The sequence below is a fragment of the Haloglomus halophilum genome (assembly GCF_024298885.1).
Lineage (GTDB): Archaea > Halobacteriota > Halobacteria > Halobacteriales > Haloarculaceae > Haloglomus > Haloglomus halophilum.
The window spans coordinates 1039531-1059580 of record NZ_CP101166.1 but is presented as its reverse complement, the minus strand read 5'-3'; the positions used below and the strand labels follow the sequence as shown (position 1 = coordinate 1059580).

General features: G+C 68.4%; 19 protein-coding genes. 14 read left to right on the top strand and 5 right to left on the bottom strand.

Going from position 1 to position 20050, the window contains the following annotated elements; genetic code table 11:
- The first annotated feature begins 136 nt into the window (after positions 1-136).
- Positions 137-1456, top strand: coding sequence for an NAD-binding protein (locus tag NL114_RS05240; RefSeq protein WP_254823743.1), 1320 nt, complete (start codon positions 137-139; stop codon positions 1454-1456).
- 114 nt (positions 1457-1570) lie between these two features.
- Here NL114_RS05240 and purQ read toward each other — a convergent pair whose 3' ends face one another.
- From purQ to NL114_RS05220, 4 genes are read right to left on the bottom strand one after another with little or no spacing between them, the layout of a single operon-like run.
- Complete coding sequence (gene purQ / locus NL114_RS05235; RefSeq protein WP_254823742.1) at positions 1571-2248, bottom strand: phosphoribosylformylglycinamidine synthase I; 678 nt, start codon at positions 2246-2248, stop codon at positions 1571-1573.
- A 46-nt stretch (positions 2249-2294) separates the two neighbouring features.
- A complete protein-coding gene (purS, locus tag NL114_RS05230) occupies positions 2295-2546 on the bottom strand; it encodes a phosphoribosylformylglycinamidine synthase subunit PurS (RefSeq protein ID WP_254823741.1) in 252 nt (83 codons plus the stop codon).
- A 53-nt stretch (positions 2547-2599) separates the two neighbouring features.
- On the bottom strand, positions 2600-2872 hold the full coding sequence (locus NL114_RS05225; RefSeq protein ID WP_254823740.1) for a DUF8150 family protein: 273 nt from the start codon (positions 2870-2872) through the stop codon (positions 2600-2602).
- On the bottom strand, positions 2850-3461 hold the full coding sequence (locus NL114_RS05220) for a hypothetical protein (protein WP_254823739.1): 612 nt from the start codon (positions 3459-3461) through the stop codon (positions 2850-2852). Before NL114_RS05220 ends, NL114_RS05225 begins: the two co-directional genes overlap by 23 nt.
- A gap of 139 nt (positions 3462-3600) precedes the next feature.
- Between NL114_RS05220 and NL114_RS05215 the strand changes: the two genes are divergently transcribed.
- The 3 genes from NL114_RS05215 (at position 3601) to NL114_RS05205 (ending at position 5155) form a co-directional block, all read left to right on the top strand.
- The gene (locus NL114_RS05215; protein WP_254823738.1) at positions 3601-4593 is read left to right on the top strand and encodes a formyltetrahydrofolate deformylase; all 993 of its coding nucleotides are present in this window, start codon (positions 3601-3603) and stop codon (positions 4591-4593) included.
- A gap of 68 nt (positions 4594-4661) precedes the next feature.
- On the top strand, positions 4662-4910 hold the full coding sequence (locus tag NL114_RS05210) for a type II toxin-antitoxin system HicB family antitoxin (RefSeq protein WP_254823737.1): 249 nt from the start codon (positions 4662-4664) through the stop codon (positions 4908-4910).
- Entirely contained in the window at positions 4907-5155 is a 249-nt protein-coding gene (locus NL114_RS05205; protein WP_254823736.1) for a type II toxin-antitoxin system HicA family toxin, read from the top strand. The genes NL114_RS05210 and NL114_RS05205 overlap by 4 nt, the downstream gene beginning before the upstream one ends.
- Before the next feature lie 9 nt (positions 5156-5164).
- On the opposite strand, the gene NL114_RS05200 is transcribed toward NL114_RS05205, so the two are convergent.
- Positions 5165-6229, bottom strand: coding sequence for a phosphoribosylaminoimidazolesuccinocarboxamide synthase (locus NL114_RS05200; protein WP_254823735.1), 1065 nt, complete (start codon positions 6227-6229; stop codon positions 5165-5167).
- An 86-nt stretch (positions 6230-6315) separates the two neighbouring features.
- On the opposite strand from NL114_RS05200, the gene NL114_RS05195 reads away from it, so the two are divergent.
- The 10 genes from NL114_RS05195 to NL114_RS05150 all read left to right on the top strand — a co-directional run bounded on the left by NL114_RS05195 (position 6316) and on the right by NL114_RS05150 (position 20009).
- Positions 6316-7542, top strand: a complete 1227-nt coding sequence (locus NL114_RS05195) for an outer membrane protein assembly factor BamB family protein (RefSeq protein WP_254823734.1) — start codon at positions 6316-6318, stop codon at positions 7540-7542.
- A 48-nt stretch (positions 7543-7590) separates the two neighbouring features.
- Positions 7591-8172, top strand: coding sequence for a DUF8056 family protein (locus tag NL114_RS05190; protein WP_254823733.1), 582 nt, complete (start codon positions 7591-7593; stop codon positions 8170-8172).
- 46 nt (positions 8173-8218) lie between these two features.
- Complete coding sequence (locus tag NL114_RS05185; RefSeq protein ID WP_254823732.1) at positions 8219-9823, top strand: HPP family protein; 1605 nt, start codon at positions 8219-8221, stop codon at positions 9821-9823.
- Between the two features lie 823 nt (positions 9824-10646).
- Positions 10647-11195 (top strand): Lrp/AsnC family transcriptional regulator, encoded by a 549-nt coding sequence (locus tag NL114_RS05180; RefSeq protein ID WP_254823731.1) that lies wholly within the window; start codon positions 10647-10649, stop codon positions 11193-11195.
- Positions 11192-12430 (top strand): pyridoxal phosphate-dependent aminotransferase, encoded by a 1239-nt coding sequence (locus NL114_RS05175; RefSeq protein WP_254823730.1) that lies wholly within the window; start codon positions 11192-11194, stop codon positions 12428-12430. Before NL114_RS05180 ends, NL114_RS05175 begins: the two co-directional genes overlap by 4 nt.
- A 232-nt stretch (positions 12431-12662) precedes the next feature.
- Entirely contained in the window at positions 12663-15131 is a 2469-nt protein-coding gene (locus tag NL114_RS05170; protein ID WP_254823729.1) for a type II/IV secretion system ATPase subunit, read from the top strand.
- Positions 15128-17164 (top strand): type II secretion system F family protein, encoded by a 2037-nt coding sequence (locus tag NL114_RS05165; RefSeq protein WP_254823728.1) that lies wholly within the window; start codon positions 15128-15130, stop codon positions 17162-17164. Before NL114_RS05170 ends, NL114_RS05165 begins: the two co-directional genes overlap by 4 nt.
- Positions 17165-17171: 7 nt before the next feature.
- Positions 17172-17918 (top strand): DUF7287 family protein, encoded by a 747-nt coding sequence (locus NL114_RS05160; RefSeq protein ID WP_254823727.1) that lies wholly within the window; start codon positions 17172-17174, stop codon positions 17916-17918.
- A 61-nt stretch (positions 17919-17979) separates the two neighbouring features.
- Entirely contained in the window at positions 17980-18618 is a 639-nt protein-coding gene (locus NL114_RS05155; RefSeq protein WP_254823726.1) for a DUF7288 family protein, read from the top strand.
- Positions 18606-20009 carry a DUF7261 family protein gene (locus tag NL114_RS05150; RefSeq protein ID WP_254823725.1) on the top strand — a complete coding sequence of 468 codons (1404 nt, stop codon included), beginning with the start codon at positions 18606-18608 and terminating at the stop codon, positions 20007-20009. The genes NL114_RS05155 and NL114_RS05150 overlap by 13 nt, the downstream gene beginning before the upstream one ends.
- The last annotated feature ends 41 nt before the right edge of the window (positions 20010-20050 follow it).

Below are 20050 nucleotides of genomic sequence, written 5' to 3'. Positions count from 1 at the left end.
TGGCGGGGACGGTTAAACGACTACCGGAGCGGTCCGTGGACCGGCCGCGCGACGCTCGGCCGGGCGGCGACGGTCCCCGGCGAGGCCCCCGGCCGCGACCACGGTAGTTTAGTCGGATGGGGGAGACTGCGCGTCCATGAGTGGCGTCGACGAGGAACTGGACGAGGCCCAGCGGTCGGTTCGGCGGGCCGGGCGGTCGCTGTTCCGGGTCCGTGCGGCCATCGGCCTCGTCACCGTCGTCGCTCTCCTCTCTATCGCCACCGGAATCATCAACATCGGTGGCACGGAGACGTCCGGACTGCTCTCGGCGTACGTCCCCCAGTCCGTCGAGCAGGCGTTCGGGTTCACCGGCGCGCTCACGGGCTTCATCCTCCTCGCCACCACTGCCGGCCTCCGCCGGGGGGTCCGTGTCGCCTGGGGCATCGCGGTCGTCCTGCTCCCCGTGACGGCGTTCCAGGGACTCGTCGGCTCCACCGGGGTGGCGGTCGCCGGCCGGACCATCCCCGTCGCGACACCGCTGGTCGCGCTCTCCGTGCTGTCGCTGCTCGGCCTGCTCATCAACTTCCGGACGTTCGACCGGGAGTTCGACCTCGGAACGACACAGCTGGCGGCGCTGGCGGCCATCGTCGGGGCGCAGGTGTACGGCACCGCCGGCGCGTTCGCCCTGCAGGACGGCTTCACCGGCGTCGACTCCCTGACCGACGCGTTCTACTTCGCCCTGGTCACCGCCTCCACGGTGGGGTACGGCGACGTGACCCCCGAGACCGAGACCGCGAAGCTGTTCGCGATGAGCGCGCTGGTCATCGGGACGGCGTCGTTCGCGGTCGCGCTGGGGACGCTGCTGACACCGGCCATCGAGGCCCGCCTCGCCGAGGCACTCGGAACCATGAACGAATCACGACTGGAACTGCTGGACGACCACGTCATCGTGGTCGGGTTCAGCGACATGACGGAACCGATCATCGAGGAACTGGGCCGGGTCGACTTCATCGTCATCACCCGCGACGAGGAGAAGGCCCGACGCCTCCGGAACCGCGACATCGACGTCGTCGTCGCGGACCCCTCCGACGAGGACCCACTCCGCCAGGCCGGTATCGAGCGGGCTCGTGCGCTGGTGGCCGCCACCGACGACGACGCGCAGGACGCCCTCGCGATTCTGACCGCCCGCGAACTCAACCCAGACCTGAACATCGTCGCGGCCGCCACGGAGCGGCAGAACGAGAAGAAGCTGAAGCGTGCCGGCGCCAACACGGTCGTCTCACCGGCTGTCATCGGCGGTCACCTGCTCGCCCAGTCCGCCCTCGGCGGCGCCGGGGTGGAGAACTTCGCCGCCCGCATCGCCCGGGCCGACGAGAAGGAGATCGCCGCGGCCGACGAGGAGCTGGCCGAGGAGGTCGACGTGGAGGGGCTCGAGGCGGAGGAGGAGACGGCGGACGCCGAATCGGACGACGAGTGAGTCGGTGTCTGCTGGTTGCCCTCCGAACTTTTCGATTGATGGTGAGGTATAGTTTGAATATGTCTATTAGTAGATTAATGGGCTAAATATCTCGACTATGGTGAACCGAAGCCGTCAGGCGAACGCCCGCAGCAGCCCCTGTCCGTCGGTGCCGGCGTGGAGGTCCGGCAGCGTCGCGCGCTCGGGGTGGGGCATCAGCACCGCGACGGACTCGCGCTCGCCCAGCACGCCGGCGACGTTCCCCTTCGAGCCGTTCGGGTTCGCGGCGTCGGTCACGTTCCCGTCGGCGTCGCAGTAGCGGAACAGCACGCGGTCCTCGTCGACGAGCGCGTCGTAGCGGTCCTCGTCGACCTCGAAGCGGCCCTCGCCGTGAGCGATGGGCAACTCGATGACAGCCCCCTCCTCGAACGCGCCCGTGAACGGGGTGTCGGCGCGCTCGACGCGGCAGTGGACGTGCTCGCACTGGAAGCGGGCGCTCCGGTTGGTCGTGAACGCACCCGGCGTGAGGCCGGACTCGGAGCCGATCTGTGCGCCGTTGCAGACGCCGAGGACGGGCGTCCCCTCGTCGGCGACCGCGCGGACCTCGTCCATGATGGGCGAGCGGGCGGCCATCGCGCCGGCCCGGAGGTAGTCCCCGTAGGAGAACCCGCCGGGGATGACGACGCCGGCGAGGTCGGCCGGGAGGCCGTCCTCGTGCCAGACGATCTCGGCGTCGACGCCGAGGTGCTCCAGCGCGCGGACGGCGTCGCGGTCGCAGTTCGAGCCGCCGAAGCGGATGACGGCGACAGTCACAGCGACCACCTCGCCGAACCGGGCGTCGCCGTCATGTGTGCAACCGTCACCGCTCCTCGACCTCCACGGTGTAGTCGTGGATGGTGGGGTTGGCGAGCAGTCGCTCGGCCATCTCCTCGGCGCGGTCGGCGGCGGCCTCGGACGACTCGGCGTCGAGGTCGACCTCGAAGCGGTCCGCCGAGCGGAGGTCGGCCAGCTCGAACCCCAGCCGTTCGAGCGCCTCCTGTGTCCGTTCGGCCTCCGGGTCCAGCACGCCGTGCTTGAGTCGGACCGTCACGACGGCGGTGTAGGCGGTCATGTCCGAGGGGCGGTGGCGGCCGGACAAAACGGTTCTGTTGTGCGGGGCGCGAGTCAGTCGCCGTCCGGGTCCTCGGTGGCGCCGTCCAGGTCCTCGGTGGCGCCGTCCGGGTCCTCGGTGGCGCCGTCCGGGTCCTCGGTGGCGCCGTCCAGGGCCGGCGGGTCGACCTGTCCGTCGATGACGACTGCCTGCTGGCGGGCCCACTCCTCGTCCGGGTGGGTGCGGACGTACTCGGCCCAGAACTTGACGAACTCGAGGCGCTGCTGGCGGTTGCGCTCGTGCTTGGCCTCGAGTTCGTCCAGGTCAGGCGTCTCTGAGTCGCTCATAGCTGTCGTTCACCTCGAAGCCGTCGACGAACCGTTCGAGTTCCTCGGTATCGAGTCTGTCGGCGAACAGGGTGTACAGGTGGAGGGCGTCCTCGAAGTACTTCTGCGACCCCAGGTGCAGTTTGTACGCAACCTGTAGTTCGAGCGGCCCGATCCGGAGCGTTCGACCGGCGAGTTCGGCTTCGATGGCCTCGGCGAGGGAGTGACGGTCGTACCCGTCCTGCGGGAAGACGACCTCGAAGTTCGGGATCACCTCGCCATCCGGGGCGACTCGGGTCGCGATGTCGTCGGTCAGTCGGTCGTACATGTGCTCCAGCGGCTCCTCGACGCCCCAGTAGCCGGCGTCATCAAGCGCCTCGGCGAGCGCGTCCGTCTCCGACTCGGAGAGCGGTTCGATGATGACATCCACGTCCTCCGTCGCCCGCGACCGGCCGAGTAGTATCGCCACGTAGCCGGCCACGACGACGTACTGGACTCCCGCTTGGTCCAGAACCTCGGTGAACTGGAGGACGAACTCGTCCAGGTTCGACAGGGTCTCCTTCTCGATGACGAGCCGGTCGCCGTCGTACTCCATTGGGAACTCGCTCACCGGGACGGTGGCGCGCGCCGGGTGATAAACCTCCGCACCCGGCCGCGCCGCCCTGGGCTCGCACCGAGAGCGGCGCGCTTTTGCCGGCGCGGGCGCTCAGGGCGGGTATGACCAGTTCAACGCCCGCCGAGGTGGTCGCGTGACCCGCCACTACACGGAGATCGTCGTCGTCGGCGACGACAAGAAGGGGCTCATCGCCCGGGTCACCTCGCTGCTATTCGAGCGCGGCATCAACATCGAGGACCTCGACCAGGCGGTCCGTGACGGCGTCTTCCGGATGACGCTCCACGTCGACACCGAGGAGATGGTCGTCACGGACGAGAAGCTCCGCGGCGACCTGACCGAACTCGGCGACGAACTCGGCGTCGACATCCAGGTCCGGTTCCCGAGCGACCGCCAGACCGACCGCATCGCCGTCCTCGTGACGAAGGAGTCCCACTGCCTGGAGGCGCTGTTCCAGGCCCGCGAGGAGGGGGAACTCGACGCCGAGATATCGGTCGTCATCGGGAACCACGACGACCTCGAACCGCTTGCCGCCGAGCGCGGCGTCGACTTCTACAACATCGGCGACGAGAAGGGCGTCCCCGACGAGAACCGCCTGCTCGACCTGCTCGCGGAGTACGAGGTCGACCTCGTGGTGCTGGCGCGGTACATGCGCATCCTCAGCCCGAACGTCGTCTTCCGCTACGAGAGCCGTATCATCAACGTCCACCCGTCGCTGCTCCCGGCGTTCCCCGGCGCCGAGGCCTACCGACAGGCCCGCGAAGAGGGCGTGCGTGTGGCCGGCGTCACGGCCCACTACGTCACGACGGACCTCGACCAGGGGCCCATCATCACCCAGCGCGTCTTCGACGCGCCCGCCGGCGCCGACGCCGAGGAACTCGAGCGCCGGGGCCAGCCACTCGAGGCGGCCGCGCTCGTCGAGGCCGTCCGGCTCCATCTCGACGACGCGGTGTCGGTCTACCACGGGCGCACGGAGTTCCGCGACGACGTGGACCGCTCGCAGTACCAGCTCGGGCTCCCCGAGGAGGCCGACGCACTCCGGCCCAGCGAGCCGCGTGACGGTGCGGGACTGGAGTACGACGTGGACGTTGATGTCGCCACGGAGTCGGCCTCGTCCGAGGACGACTGATCGGCCGAGCGAGGCGGTGACGGGGCGAGCGGACGAGGATTCAAATACGAACCCGCGCTAGCCGACGTATGAGCACCGGGCGCGAGATCCGCCTCGTCGAGAACGAGGACGGCTGGTGGACGGCTATCGACGAGCCGACGGGGGTCGCCAGTCAGGGTTCGACACGTGAGGAGGCGCTGGAGAATCTGGACGAGGCGGTCGAGTTGCACGAAGGAGGTGGAGAGCCCATCGAAGACGAGGACGCGTTCCTGCGGGAGCTTGGAATCGAGCCCGACGAGGTCAAGGAGACGAAGGACCTCCCCGACTTCATGCAGTGAGCCGGCCGACTGATTTCTCCGGGCGAGACGTAATCGCGGTCCTGCGGAAACACGACTTCCGGCCAGTCGGCCGCACGGGGAGCCACGTCCGGCTCCGATACGAGCACCCGGAAACCGACGAAGTGCGCATCGTCTCGGTTCCGATGCACGGTCGGATTCGAGAGGGGACGCTCCAGAACATCGCCGACCAGTGCGGCGCCAACGACTTCGACGCCTGGTGCCGGTGGGTCGACGAGCACCGCTGACTCGCTGCCCTACAGGTCCCGAACCTGCTCCACGGCGTCGGCCAGCGACGGCGCGTCGAACAGGTCCCGCCCGAGGTAGGCGTTCGCGCCCCCGCAGTACAGGTCGCTCATGGCCTCGACCACGTGCTCGGGGAGGGGTTCGGGGTCGCGCTCGCAGAGTTCGCGCCAGTCGGCCACGTCCTCGGCCTTCGCGCGTTCTTTCGCCTCGTCGACGGCCGCCACCCACTCGGGCTGTTCGCGCTTGTGGTACTGCCGGACGACCTCCTTCGAGACCTGCTGGCCGTCGTAGGAGAAGCGGTTCTCGTCGAACGTCCCCACCACGTCGGCGACGCGCACCTCGCCGCTCACGGTTTCGCCGTTCGCTCGGGGCGTCTGCGACGCCCCGCTATCGACGTAGATGCACTCTATCTTCCCGTCTTCGTGCTTGAGCCCGGCCTCGTCGGCACGCTCGGTGACGAGCCGGTTGACCGCGCGGGCGGTCGCCTCCAGGTCGTCGATGTCGGCGGCGCCGGCGATGCGGTCGGCCTCGTCCCGCGAGAGGTAGCGGTCGGACTCCTCGAACTTCGTGGAGAACTCGACCACGGGCTCGGGCAGGTCGACGGCCTCGTCCGGCCAGTCGTCGAACCCGAGGCCGAAGTCGGCCGGGCCGGCGCGCCTCCGGAGCGAGGAGCCGACGGGGACGGTGTTGCGGAAGACGATTTCCAGGGGGACCACGTAGTTCTCGCCCGCCTCGGCGTGGAACGCGTCGTAGTCGTAGGTGCGACCCTCGTGGGGGAGGTCCGGCACACGCGAGAGGTCGATGGCCATCTCGCGCGGCGGGTCGTCGGCCGCCTCCAGTTCGACGACCTCGCCGTCCGAGACGACGCCGCGGTAGTGGGTCGGGACGCCCTCGGCCTCGAGCAGTTCGAAGTTGGCGGCGCCCATCGCACACAGCGAGGCGCCCTTGCCGGGGATGGGGTCGGGCATCTTCCCCCAGTCGAAGACGGAGTAGTCGTCGGTGAAGGCGAACCGGCCACGACCCGTCCGTTCGGGCGTCGCGGCCTCCTCGATGACGAACTCCTTGACGCTGGTCATGCGCGGGGGGTCGCAGTCGGTCGGCAAGGGGTTTCCCCTTCCGGGCTGTCGGAAGGTTGTTGTCCGCTGGGGTTCCGCTCGGTCATATGTCCGGGGGTGGCAGACAGCTGTGGCGGTACGACGCGACCACGAATCGGGGCACGCGTACGGGGGCCATCACGCGTTCCTCGCCGACGGTCGTCGACGGAACGGTGTACGTCGGAAGCACGGACCGATACCTGTACGCCGTCGACACCACGACCGGCGACCGGCGCTGGCGGTACGGCCCCGGTGGAGCGGTCGAGACCGCGCCCTCGGTCGCCGATGGGGTCGCCTACGTCACCGCAGACGGTGACCTCCACGCGCTCGACGCGGCCACCGGGGACCGACGGTGGACGTACGCGGTCGGCGACGCGGTGGACGTCTCGCCCACCGTCCACGACGGGACGGTCTACGTGGGGAACTGCGGCGTCGGTGCCGACCGACTGGACGCGGTGAACGCAGCGACCGGCGAGAAGCGCTGGGAGTACGTGGCCGCGACCGGCATCCACCGGTCGCCGACGGTCGCCGAGGGGACCGTGTACGCGGGGAGCGAAGGGGTACTGTTCGCGCTCGATACGGCGACCGGCGAGGGACACTGGCGCGCCACCATCCCACCGGGACACTCCGCGCCGGCCGTCGGGGCGGGGTCGGCGTTCGTCGGGAGTCGTGCGGGTCTGTACGCGCTCGACGCGACCACTGGCGAGGAGCGCTGGTCCGTCCGCCCCGATGAGGCGTTCAGAGGGGCTCCGACCGTCGCCGACGGCCTCGTCTACGCGGGGAGTGGTGGCGACCGGCTGTACGCGTTCGACGCGGCGACCGGCGAGGAGCGCTGGCGGTTCGGAACCGGTTCGTCGGTGGCCTCCTCGCCGACGGTCGCTGGTCGAACGGTGTACGCCGGCGAGCGTGCCGGCGCCCTGGTCGCGGTGGACGCGTGGACCGGCGAGGAGCGCTGGCGGTTCGAGACGGAGGGGCCGGTGGACACCGCCCCGACGGTCGTCGACGGAACCGTCTACGCCGGCAGCCACGACGGCTACCTGTACGCGGTCGGGGCTGTCGGCGACCGCGACTGGTCGAGCCGTGACTCGCGCGTGCTGGCCGGAACGCTGGGTCACCACGACCGCCGTGACCCTGCCGGCCCGCCGGGGTCGCCCGATGACCACACCTCCGGGACCGTCACTCGGGTCCACGATTCCGGCGCCCCCGGGTGCTGTTCGCACTGTGGTACCGACCTGTCGGAACTGACAGCGCCATCGTTCTGTCCGGACTGCGGCGCGGCGCTCGGCGACCGCTGATCGGTCGGTACCGGGCGGCTTTTCGACCCGCCGCCCGTAGCCGGGGTGATGACCGACTCGGAGGCCGCCACGGCAGACGCGGGGCCGGCGACGGGTGCGGCGGACGACCCGACACCGGACGACGACGCCTACTCCGGGCTGTTCGGGGCGTTCCCGTACGCCTTCCGGGCGACCGACTCGCGGCTCTGTAAACTGTACGTCGCCGTCGGCGGCCTGCTCGGCGGCCTGCTCGCGGTCGGGTTCGGCTTCGCGTTCGTCGTTCAGGTCTTCAACACGCTCTCCGGAACGGGCGGGACGTTCACGTTCTCGCGGGCGCTGTTCCTGCTGGTCGGGCTGTTCGTCGTCGGGCCGGTACTGGCGCCCGTGCTGCTGGTCGCGCGGCGCCACCGCAGGACCGGGGGCGATACTCGATACGACAGCCTGCTCGCCGTGTCGGGCTTCCTGTTCCTGCTCTCGCTGTACCTCTTCGCGCTCGGTGCGTCGTCTCCGGGCCTCCGCGACCCGGCATCGGCCGCCGGGCCGTTCGAGCCGCTCGTCGCGGCGCTGTACGCACTCCCGTCGGTCGCGGCCTTCGTGTTCCCGCTCGCGGCCGCGGCAGTCATCTACGGCGCGCACCGATACGCGCGCTGAACTGCAGGCAGAACGGTTTACTGGCCCCGCCGGTACGTGACCAGCCATGCAGGACGACCTCCGGACCCGACTGCGGGCGGCGGGCCGTCGGCTCCGGCGGCTGGAACGGCGCGAGGTCCGGGGGTTCCGCGCGTGGCTGGAGCACACGAACAACCTCATCCACCTCTCGGCGCTCCTGTTCGTCCCGCTGTTGATGGGCGCCGTGACTTTCCTGTCCGGGGAACTGCAGCAGCTCTCCTTCCTCCTGTTCCCGCCGCTTGCGTCGGGGACGTACACACTGTTCTACGACCCGGACGGGACGTTCGCCTCGCCGCGGCGGTTCGTGGGTGGACTGACGTTCGGCGCGGTGGCGGGGCTGGTCGCGGTGAACGCCGCCGCCGCCCTGCAGGGGACGACCGTCGACGCGCTGCAGGTCACACCCGCGAGCGCCGCGCTGGCGGTGTTCCTGACGGGGGCGGGGACCTGGGCGCTGGACCTCGAGGAACCGGCGGCGTTCTCGACGGCGCTGCTGGTCCTCGTGACGGGGACCGACCGCCTGACGTACGTCGTGAGCGTCGCCACCTCCAGCCTCCTCGTCGCCGGCGTGTTCCTCCTGTGGCGCGAGCGGTTCTTCGACCGGCGGGCGCGCTACCTCTACACCTCCACCCGCGGCGACGACCGCGTCCTCGTGCCCATCCGGGGCGCACACCCGGGCGAGACCGCCCACCTCGGAGCGCGCATCGCCGCCGCCCACGAGGGCGCGAAGGTGGTGCTGCTCGGGTTGCTCTCCCCCAAGGAGTTCGAGGCCGCAACAACGGCGGACACGAGCGGCACTCCCGACGACGCCGTCGCCGTCCTCGGCGGGACGGACGGCCCCGGGCCGACGACGGCTGGCGGAACGACCTCCGGTGGCGGCCACGCTGCCGACGACGGCGACGCCGACGGCGGCACGTCGCCCGATGAGGCGACGGTGGACGGCGCCCACCCCGACGTGGCGGCCGACCCGCTCGCCGAGCAGCTCGCGACCGCCGCCTCGGCGATGGACCTCGAATCTCGTGCGGCCGACATCGAGGCGACCTACGGGGTCCCGACGGAGGTGCTGGTGGCCGAGACCACGCCCGAGACGCCCGGCAGCGCCATCGTGCAGGCTGCCCACGACACCAACTGCGACCTCATCGTCACGCCCTACGAGACCGAGGACGACCGGCTGGCGGGCTACATCCACGAACTGTTCCACAGCGACACGGACACGCTGGTCCACCGGTGTGTGGACCCCGAGAATCCGTCGGGGGGTGAGTGGCGCGACGTGCTGGTCCCGGTCCGGCGCGCGGGCGACGTGGCCCACAAGATGATCGATTTCGCAACCCGCCTGGCCGGCGACCGCGGCCGGGTGTCGGTCTGTAACTGCATCGACAGCGAGCGCGAGCGCGCCGACGCCGAACGGATGCTCGGGAACCTGGCTGAGACGGCCGATGGCGGCGTCGAGACGCGGGTCGCACGGGACGACATCACGGAGTTCCTCGCCCGCGCCTCGGCGAGCTACGACCTCGTCATCATCGGGTCGTCCTCGGACCGGTCGACCGCGTCGCGGTTCGTGTCGCGACCGACGTTCGAGCGCGTGGACGAACTGGACTGTGATTTCGCTATTCTGGATCGCAATTTCAAGTTGTAAGTTTATATGGCCACTTATTAGCCATTATAGCGCCATATGGAGCTATAATGGGAATTATTACCGAAGAACAGCCCGTTCCCTAAGCCCTCGTGCGCTCCGACGGCAACGACAACAGCGACGAGAACCTTTACGAAGCCCTCGCGCTCTCGACCGGTTGCGACTCGCTGCGCGCGCTCGCTTCGCTCGTCTCTCGACGTTCGCCTCACTCCGTTCGGCTCACCTTCGAGTCCGCCAGGAACGCTGTTCGTGGAGTGGGCGCTGTGACCCTGCCCTTCCCCGAGTCGCGCGGCACTCGGCCCGTCCGGGCCTCGGCACGCGCTCCCGGCCCGAGAGCGGTTGCTCGGCCGGCCGGTTCCGCCACCAGGAAGCGCGCGAGCGCCACACGGCGGAGGCCGCGAGCACGAGCGAGCGTGCCGGAGCCAAATCCGGCGCTCGCGCGGGGAGGTGTGGGGGCACGAGCACCCCGCTGGAACCACTACCCACGAATGCTCGGTGCAACCAGCTACAGGGCGGGACTGAAAGGGGCCGCTCGGCTGGCGGCTTCGCCGCCAGCTATACATTTCTCGGCGAAGCCGAGAAATCGCTCGACCCATCCCGGACGACGCAAGCACCGCAACGAGCGGAGCGAGTGAGGAGCACAGCGAGTCCCGGACGTTCTCGCGAGCGAAGCGAGCGAGAAGTCGTCAGAGCTTGCTCTGACGGAAGTCGAGCGAGCGGGGGCTTTCTACACGGTTCCGTCGCGGCCGGTATCGGTTCCACCCTCCACGCCTACACCTAGCACGCACTCGCAAGCGTTTAGTCCGCCCTGCACCCCCAACGAGGTATGAGCGACCAGTCGGACGACGCCGCGGCCGACGGCGGCCAGGACGAGACCGAGGCCCGCGCCGAACTCCTCGACCTGCTGTGCGAGAACGCCCGCTACAGCACCGATGACCTCGCACGGATGACCGGGCTCGACGCCGCCGAGGTAGAGGACGTCATCGCCGACCTCGAAGCGTCGGGCGTCGTCCAGGGGTACGCCGCGGTCGTGGACTGGGAGCGGGCCGAGTCCGTCACCCAGGCCGAGCACGTCCACGCGCTGGTCGAGCTGAACGTGGAGCTGGACCGCGAGACCGGCTACGAGGACATCGCCGACCGGCTGGCGCAGTTCCCCGAGGTGCAGGCGCTCCGGCTGGTCAGCGGCAACTACGACTTCGCTCTGGAGGTCGAGGAGGAGTCGATGAGCAAGGTGTCGCGCTTCATCAGCGAGAAGGTCGCACCCGTCCCGGAGATCACGCAGACGGTGACCCACTACGTGATGGACACGTACAAGGAGGCGGGCCACCGCTTCGAGGAGACCGGCGACGACGACCGGCTCTCCGTGACGCCATGAGCCTGGACTCCGACACCGAATCCGAGGGCGAGAACGGGGACGAGCGGGCCGACGGGAGCGAACAGGGCGACGGGGACGGGCCGCTCGTCCCGTCCCAGCGGGTGCAGAACACGCCCCCCTCGGGCATCCGCCGGTTCTTCGAACTCGCCGAGGAGATGGACGACGTCATCTCGCTGGGTGTGGGCGAGCCCGACTTCACCGCGCCGTGGAACGCCCGGGAGGCGGCCATCGCCTCGCTGGAGCGCGGGCAGACCTCCTACACCGCGAACCGGGGGATGCGTGAACTGCGCGAGCGCATCGCCGCCGACGCCGAGCGGTGGGACCTCTCGTACGACGCCGACGAGGAGGTCATCGTCACGGCGGGGGCGAGCGAGGCCATCGACGCGGCGTTCCGGGCGCTGGTCGACCCCGGCGATACGGTGGCGGTCGCCCAGCCGTGTTACGTCTCCTACGAGCCGGGGGTGCGGTTCGCGGGCGGCGAGGTGCTGCCGGTGCCGACGCGTGCCGCGGACGAGTTCAAATTGACTCCCGACGTGCTGCGCGACGCGGGCGCCGAGGACGCCGACCTGCTGGTCTACTGCTTCCCGAACAACCCGACCGGAGCGACCATGTCGGTCGAGGAGCTGGCGCCGGTCGCGGAGTTCTGCAAGCGCCACGACATCGGCGTGCTCTCCGACGAGATCTACGCCGACCTCACCTACGAAGGTGACCACGCCAGCATCGCCGCGCTGCCGGGGATGCGCGAGCGGACGGTCGTGTTCAACGGCTTCTCGAAGGCGTACGCGATGACGGGGCTGCGGCTCGGGTACGCGATGGGGCCGGCCGGCGCCATCGAGGCCATCAACCGGATCCACCAGTACGCGATGCTGTCGGCGCCGACGACGGCCCAGTACGCGGCTATCGAAGCGCTGGACTCCTGTGCGGACGAGGTGGCCGAGATGCGCCGGCAGTACGACCGGCGCCGGCAGTTCGTCCTCTCGCGGTTCGAAGAGATGGGGGTGAGTTGCTTCGAGGCGACCGGCGCGTTCTACGTCTTCCCCGAGGTCCCCGACCCGTGGACGGACGCGGAGACGTTCGCCGAGGACCTGCTGGAGGCCGAGTCGGTGGCGATGGTCCCGGGCGACGCGTTCGGAGCCGGCGGCGACGGTCATCTCCGCGCGTCGTACGCGACCGGATTGGACGACCTGAAGGCGGCGATGGACCGACTGGAGCGGTTCGTCGAGGATGCCGACTGACCCGGGGCGACCGGGGAGCCAGCCGGGTTCCGAGAGCGTGGGAGACGGCCGTGACCGGCAGGAATGGCGACCGGTAGCACGGCGGAACAGCAGTTAAATAATCCGGGTCTCCCCGGGCCAGCGACGGGAACTGAATTCCCGGTAGAACGGCCCTAAATGCCTCTATAGGGTGGTCCCTGGGAAGTTAAGGTGGGCGTAATTTATATCCCTACTCGGACCAACCCCTTGTTCAATGGCTATCGACGAGGCAGACGGCGGCGACGCGGAGGAGGCGGGGGAGGTCGCCGTCGACGACAGCGAGGCGTCCGAGGCGTCTCGCGCGGACGGCGCCGATAGCGCCGACGTCGAAACGGGAGGGTCGTCCGTGGTCGCCGGCACGTACGACTGGGACGCGTTCAAGGAGGAGTACTACTACGACGAGGCCGGCAACCCGCCGACGGACAGCAACGGCCAGCGGGTCGAGTTCGACCCCGCAGAGCATCTCGGCTTCGACCCCGAGCGGACGGAGGGCCAACTGGCGATGGCCGGGGACGTGGGGGATGTCCTCGCGGACATCGTCGAGGACCGGACCGTCAGCGTCAACGAGGAGCTCGACGAGGACGCCTTCTTCAGCGAACCGGACGGCTCCACGACCATCGTCACGCGCTACGACCTCGAGAAGGCCGTACCCCTGTCGAAGAAGACCCACTTCCGCGAGGTCGACCGCTACTGGGTGAACAAGCCGTACGCGTTCGTCATCATCTTCCACTCCGAGAAGGAGAACGAGAAGAAGTACTACCTCATCGAGCCGCATCTGACGCCAATCGAGGCGGACCTGCGGGAGTTCCTCTCCTCGAAACTGAAGACCGCCATCAAGTACTCCAGCGACGACGTCATCGTCGAGGGCAACGAGGACGCCCGTGCGAACGTCATCGAGAAGGAGACCGAGAACCTCCTGGAGCGCTACGACCTCTACGCCGAGGGCGCCCGCGACGCCCGCCGCAGCCACGGCGGTGACGGCGATGGCGGTGACGGTGACGGTGACGGTGGCGGTGACGGTGGCGGTGGCGACGTGATGTCCAGGGTCAAGGACGCACTTGGGATGGGCGGTGGCGGCGGCAGCGAGGACGCGGCGCTCGTCCCGGCCCGAGAGGTCACGGTCCGACCCGAACACGCCGTCATCGAGGAGGACGCCGAGACGCTCAACGGCTACCAGATAGACAAGATCCTCTACCTGCTGAAGCGGGACTTCATCGGCTTCGAGCGCATCGACGGCATCAAACACGACATCAACGTCGAGGACATCTCCGTCGACGGCTACAACTCGCCCGTCTTCGTCTACCACTCGGACTACGAGCAGCTCATCTCCAACGTCTACCACGGGAAGGAGGAGCTCGACGACTTCGTCGTCAAGCTGGCCCAGCGGTCCGGGAAGGGTATCTCGAAGCGCTCGCCGCAGGTGGACGCGACGCTGCCGGACGGCTCGCGTGCCCAGCTCACGCTGGGCAAGGAGGTCTCCGACCACGGGACCAACTACACCATCCGGCAGTTCAAGGACGTCCCGTTCACGCCGGTCGACCTCATCAACTGGAACACCTTCTCGCTCGACGAGATGGCGTTCCTGTGGCTCTGCATCGAGAACCACAAGTCGCTCATCTTCGCCGGTGGTACGGCATCGGGGAAGACGACCTCCCTGAACGCGGTGAGCCTGTTCATCCCGTCGAAGGCGAAGATCGTCTCCATCGAGGACACGCGCGAGGTCGAGTTGCCCCAGCGCAACTGGATCGCATCCGTCACCCGCCCCTCGTTCAGCGAGGGCGACAAGGGTGACGTCGACGAGTTCGACCTCCTCGAAGCGGCACTCCGACAGCGGCCCGAGTACATCGTCATGGGTGAGATCCGTGGTGAGGAGGGCCGGACGCTGTTCCAGGTCATGTCGACGGGGCACACGACGCTGACGACGTTCCACGCCGACTCCGTCGGCGAGGTCATCAAGCGGTTCACGACCGAACCCATCAACGTCTCGAAGACGATGTTCACGGCGCTGGACCTCGTGTCCATCCAGACCCAGACCCGTGTGCGCGGGCGCAAGGTCCGCCGGAACAAGTCGCTCACCGAGATCAACCACTACGACCCGGAGAACGACGAGATCAACGTCCAGGACGTCTACCAGTGGCAGGCCGAGACGGACACCTACCTCCAGATGGGCGAGTCCAACACCCTCGAGGAGATCATGTTCGACCGTGGCTGGACCCAGGACCGCATGCAGACGGAGATCTTCAAGCGGAAGGTCGTCCTCGCCTACCTCATCGAGAACGGCCTCAACACGTACACGCAGGTCGCGGCGAGCCTGCAGGCGTTCATGAACGACCCCGACACCATCATGGGGCTGCTGGCGGGCGACCGGCTGGAGAAGTCCCTCGAGGACCTCCGCGAGATGGAGTCCGTCGAGATCGACATCGACCCGGAGAAGGAGGAGATGGTCCCCCGGCCGGACGCCGGCGAGGAGATGCTCGAGGAGACGGCCGAGGTCCTCGACAACGCCGAGGACCTGCTCACGGAGTACCGCGGCCAGGGGTCGAGCGACCTCGCCTCCGCTCTCGACGTGAACGCCGATCCCGGTGAGCCCGCCGCCGCCGACGGCGGCGCGGCCGACGATGTCGACTTCGGCGGCTTCGCCTTCGACAAGGAGGACGACGAGAACGAGGGTGACGAGGAATGAGCCTCGACACCGCGGGTGGCGCGGGCGCCGGCGCGGGCGGGTCGTACGGCGAAGGCGGCACGCTCAGCGACCTGTTCTACCCGATGTACAAGCGGCTGTTCGACGAGGAGGGTGACTTCGTCTCGAACGTCGAGACGAAGCTGGCCGAGGCCCGGATGCCCGAGACCGTCGAGATCTACCTCTCACGGTCGCTCGCGGTCGGCGTGCTCGTGGGGCTGGTGCTGTGGCTCCTCGGCGTGTTCACCGGCTGGTTCGTCTTCAGCGTCGTCCTCACCGAGGTCCCCATCCTGCTCGGGCTGCCGGTCGGCGAGTCGACCGCGGCGTTCCTGAACGCCATCAAGATACCGGCGTTCATCATCATCACCGGCATCGTGATGGGGCTCATCGGGTTCGGCCTCGGCTTCGGGTCGATGGTCGCCCGTCCGTACATGACCTCGGGCGAACGCAAGCGCGAGATCAACGTCCTCCTCTCTGACTCGGTGTCGTTCATGTACGCTCTGTCGGTGGGTGGGCTGAACCAGCTCGAGATCCTCGAGGCGATGGCGAAGGCCGACGACACGTACGGCGAGGTGTCGAAGGAGTTCCAGTCCATCGTCCTCGAGACGGAGTACTTCGACACGGACTACCGGACGGCCATCCGGAACCAGGCGATGGAGACGCCCTCCGACGAGCTGAGCCAGTTCCTCACGGACATGCTGTCGATCATCAACTCGGGGGGTGACATGGAGAAGTTCCTGGCCGACCAGAAGGAGAAGCAGATGCGGACCTCCAAGCAGGAACAGGAGATGGTGCTGGAGACCCTGGAGCTGTTCGGCGAGATGTTCATGACGCTGTCGCTGTTCCCGCTCCTGCTCATCATCATCCTCGTCATCATGTCGATGCTGGGGGAGGCCCAGGACTTCCTGCTGTACGGGACCGTCTACGGCCTCATCCCGCTCATCGGCGCCGGGTTCCTCGTGCTCGTGTCGACGGTCGTCCAGGACGAGGTCGGTGACGGCTACCTCGACCCGGAGAACGCGGACGCGGCCGCGGACAACACCGCCATGTTCGACCTGGGCATCGTGAACAACTACACCGGCGAATACGGCCTGTTCGACCGTATCAAGTCCCGCGAGGGGACCTACGAGCTGATGGAGATCATGAAGGCCCCCCACCACTTCTTCCGGGACCACCCGCTCGCGGTGCTGGGGGTGACGCTGCCCATCTCGCTGGTCGTGCTGGCGTTCACGGCACTGTCCGGGATGGCGCCCACCTCGTGGGAGGGGATCAAGGCCGACCCCATCCTCGGGACGTTCTTCTGGCTGTACGCCCCGCTGTACATCAACTTCATCCCGCTGACCATCTTCTACGAGTGGAACGTCCGGTCGCGGCGGGCCATCACGGACAAGCTCTCGGACAACCTCCGGAAGCTCTCCTCGGCCAACGACACCGGGATGACGCTGCTGGAGTCCATCAAGGTCGTCTCGGACACGTCCTCGGGCAAGCTCTCCGACGAGTTCGAGACGATGTACGCGAAGGTGAACTACGGGACGAGCCTGAAGACGGCGCTGGTCGATTTCAACAACAAGTACCACATCCCTCGGCTCGCCCGGACGATGAAGCTCATCTCGAAGGCCCAGGAGGCATCCAGTCAGATCACGCAGGTCCTCTCGACGGCGGCGCAGGCCTCCGAGAACCAGGACGACATCGAGCGCGACCGCAAGTCCCGCACCCGGATGCAGACGGTAATCATCATCATGACCTACATGACGCTGCTGGGCGTGATGGCCATCCTCAAGGTGAAGTTCCTCGACGTGATGGCGGGGCTGGCCCAGCAGGCGTCGGGCGGCGGTGGCGGTGGCGCCGGCGGCGGTGGCTTCAGCGGCGGCGTCGACGTGAACATGCTGAACATGCTGTTCTTCCACGCCGTCACGCTGCAGGCCATCATCAGCGGGTTCATCGCCGGCTACATGCGTGACGTGAGCCTGATGGCCGGGCTGAAGTTCGCCGTCATCCTGCCGACGTTCGCACTGCTCACGTTCATGTTCCTCTGAGGCCAGCATGCAGGCCAAACCCCCCACGTTCGACGCGCGCGGAGACACGCCCGGTCCCAGCGACGGTGATGGGCGGAGCCGCGGGCAGACGACGCTCGATTTCGCGGTCGGGATGAGCCTCTTTCTCATCTCGGTCGCGTTCGTCATCTCGTTCACGCCGAACCTCGTCCAGCCGTTCGCCGACAGTGGCACGGAGGACACCATCATCGCGAACCGCGTGGCAAGCCAGCTCGTCGAGGGGACGCTCGTCGACCCCAGCGAGCCGTACGTGCTTGACAAGGCGTGTACGATGGCGTTCTTCTGGCCGGGAAATCTCGATTCGTCGAACTACGAGAGCCTCCAGTCGTACGACGACGTTACCACCAAGTCGTTCTGGGACGGGAGCTGCAACTTCGAACCGACGTATCTGCACGAACGTCTCGGTGTCGCCGGAATCGGCGACGGCGGCAACATCGACCGGGCGCTGTCGCCCGGGCTACAGGTCGAGATCCGGGCGGACAACAACTCCGATAGCGTCACGAAACTGCTGTGTCTGGACGCCAACAATCGCTCCACCTCGGACGCCGAGGTCATCGACCCGCTGGTCGATGCCAACGGCCCGGTCGGAGGGCCGTGCGACGTGAGTGGCGCCGACCAGGATATCCCGTTCGTGGCTGGTGGGGACCCACCCGAGGACTCCGGGTCGGTCGTCGTGGCCCGTCGCATCGTGACAATCGACGGTATCCGGGCGACCGTCTACGTACGGGTGTGGTGATGAGGTACTTGTACAGTCGCCCCGAACCGTCAGCCATCGTGCGTTCACTGGAGGTACTGGGATGAGCCGGGACCGCGGGCAGGCCCACACGCTGGAAGGCGTCGTGGCGGCCATCCTGCTGCTGTCGAGCCTGACGTTCGCCCTGCAGGTGACGGCCGTAACGCCGCTATCCGCCAGTACGTCCAGCCAGCATATCGAGAACCAGATGCAGTCCGTCGCCGACGGCGTGCTGGCGGTCTCCGCGGAGAACGGCCATCTGAAGGACTCGGTGCTGTTCTGGGGCGACAAGGACGGCGACGACGAGTTCAATTTCTACGGCGCCCCCGGCGTCTACTACACGAACGGGCCACCGGACAACGAGTTCGGCGAGGCGCTCTCGATGGCGTACGGCGGTCGCGCCATCGCGTACAACGTCTACGTCTCCTACCAGAGCGGCAGCGGGTCGTGGGTGACCCAGCGGATGGTCTACCGGGGGCGGCCGAGCGACAACGCCATCAGTGCCTCGCGGACGGTGACGCTGTACGACAGCGACTGCATGCTGAACGAGGACGAGACGACCGACGAAAGCCGGTGCCTCGACGACGGCGACCCCAGCGACGGGAACGACTGGACGAAGAGCGACTTCTACGCGCCCGACCTCCCGGACTCGGACGGACTGTACAACGTGGTACGCGTCGAGGTGGTCGCGTGGCGGATGTGACGGCGCGGTCCGGCCGACGGGATTCCGCCCGAGGCCAGTTGCTCCTCCTCGGTGGCATCGTGCTCGCGATGATATTCATCGGCATCGCGCTGGTGCTGAACGGCTCGATCTTCGCCGAGAACCTCGCGACGCGGCAGAGCGGCGGCGCAAGCGCCGACATCCAGGAGTTCCGTAGCACGGTCGCCGATGGGGTCGGAGACGCCATCGGAAGCACGAACCAGGACGGTGCCGGCGAGTCGTTCGACACGCTCAGGGACAGCCGTTACCAGCCCCGGGTCGAGACACTGGCCGACCAGCTCGCCAACCGTCGGTCGCTCGACGGCGAGGCCATCCAGCTGACGACCGACGGGAGCCGTCCGGGCACGCAGGTGGTCGACGCCGACGCGAGCACCGACTTCACGCCCCGGGACGCGACGACGACCACCGGCGACTGGACGATGGTCGCATCGGCCCACGTCCGGGCGTTCGAGCTGACGGCCGACCCGACGGCGTCGGACTCGACGAGCGAGGTCACCACCCAACTGACGGGCGGAACCGGTGACGCGTTCGAGGTGACGCTGACGGCCGCGACGGGGACGGCCCACGAGGTGGCCGTCTACGAGGACAGCGACGACTCGACTGTTCGGGTCGCGGTCAGCGAGGTCGGCTCCGGTGCCGTCCGCGAGTGCGACGCCGAGGGCGGGGCCGCCACCGTCTCGCTGACCGGGCGACCGACCGTCGACGGCGCGTACTGCGATGCGCTCGGTCCGGTGGCCGAGACGAGCGGCACGTACGAGGTGAACGTCACCAACGGCGACCTGGCGCTGGGGACCTACCGGCTCGTCGTCGACCGGCTCGACGGGCCGTCCGCCTCCGAGGAATCCCTCGACGAGCAGGTCGACCACGTGAACTACGGCGCCGCCTGCAGCGGGACCACGTACGCCGACACGGTCGGTGACGACCCGTACAGCGTGCCCGCCATCTACGCCGGGACGGTCGACCTGCGCTACCGGAGCCACCAGGCCACGACCGACGCGACGGTACAGGTCATGCCCGAACAGGCCGGTGACTCCCTGGATACGCCGCTGGTCGCCTCGCTCGACGTGACCGACAACTCCGCCACCGACGGGGACGCGTCGTTCACCGTCGACTGGACCGTCGAGGATCCGAACGGCGACCTGAGCAAGGTCACCCTCGAACTGGTCGACGGCGGCACCGTCGTGGACACCGCCGAGGACACCAGTATCGGGGGCGAGTCGGCCGGTGGGCTCCTCTCCGTCTCGGAGACCGACGGTGGTGGCAACACCTATGACCTGGCCGTGACCGTCACCGACGGGATGGCCGAGCGTACCCGGACGGTGACCCACGACGCCGACGGCGATACCGACACCAGCGGGGCGTGCCCGTTATGAACCGCCGGTTATCGCCAGTACGGCCGAAAGGCATATCGGCT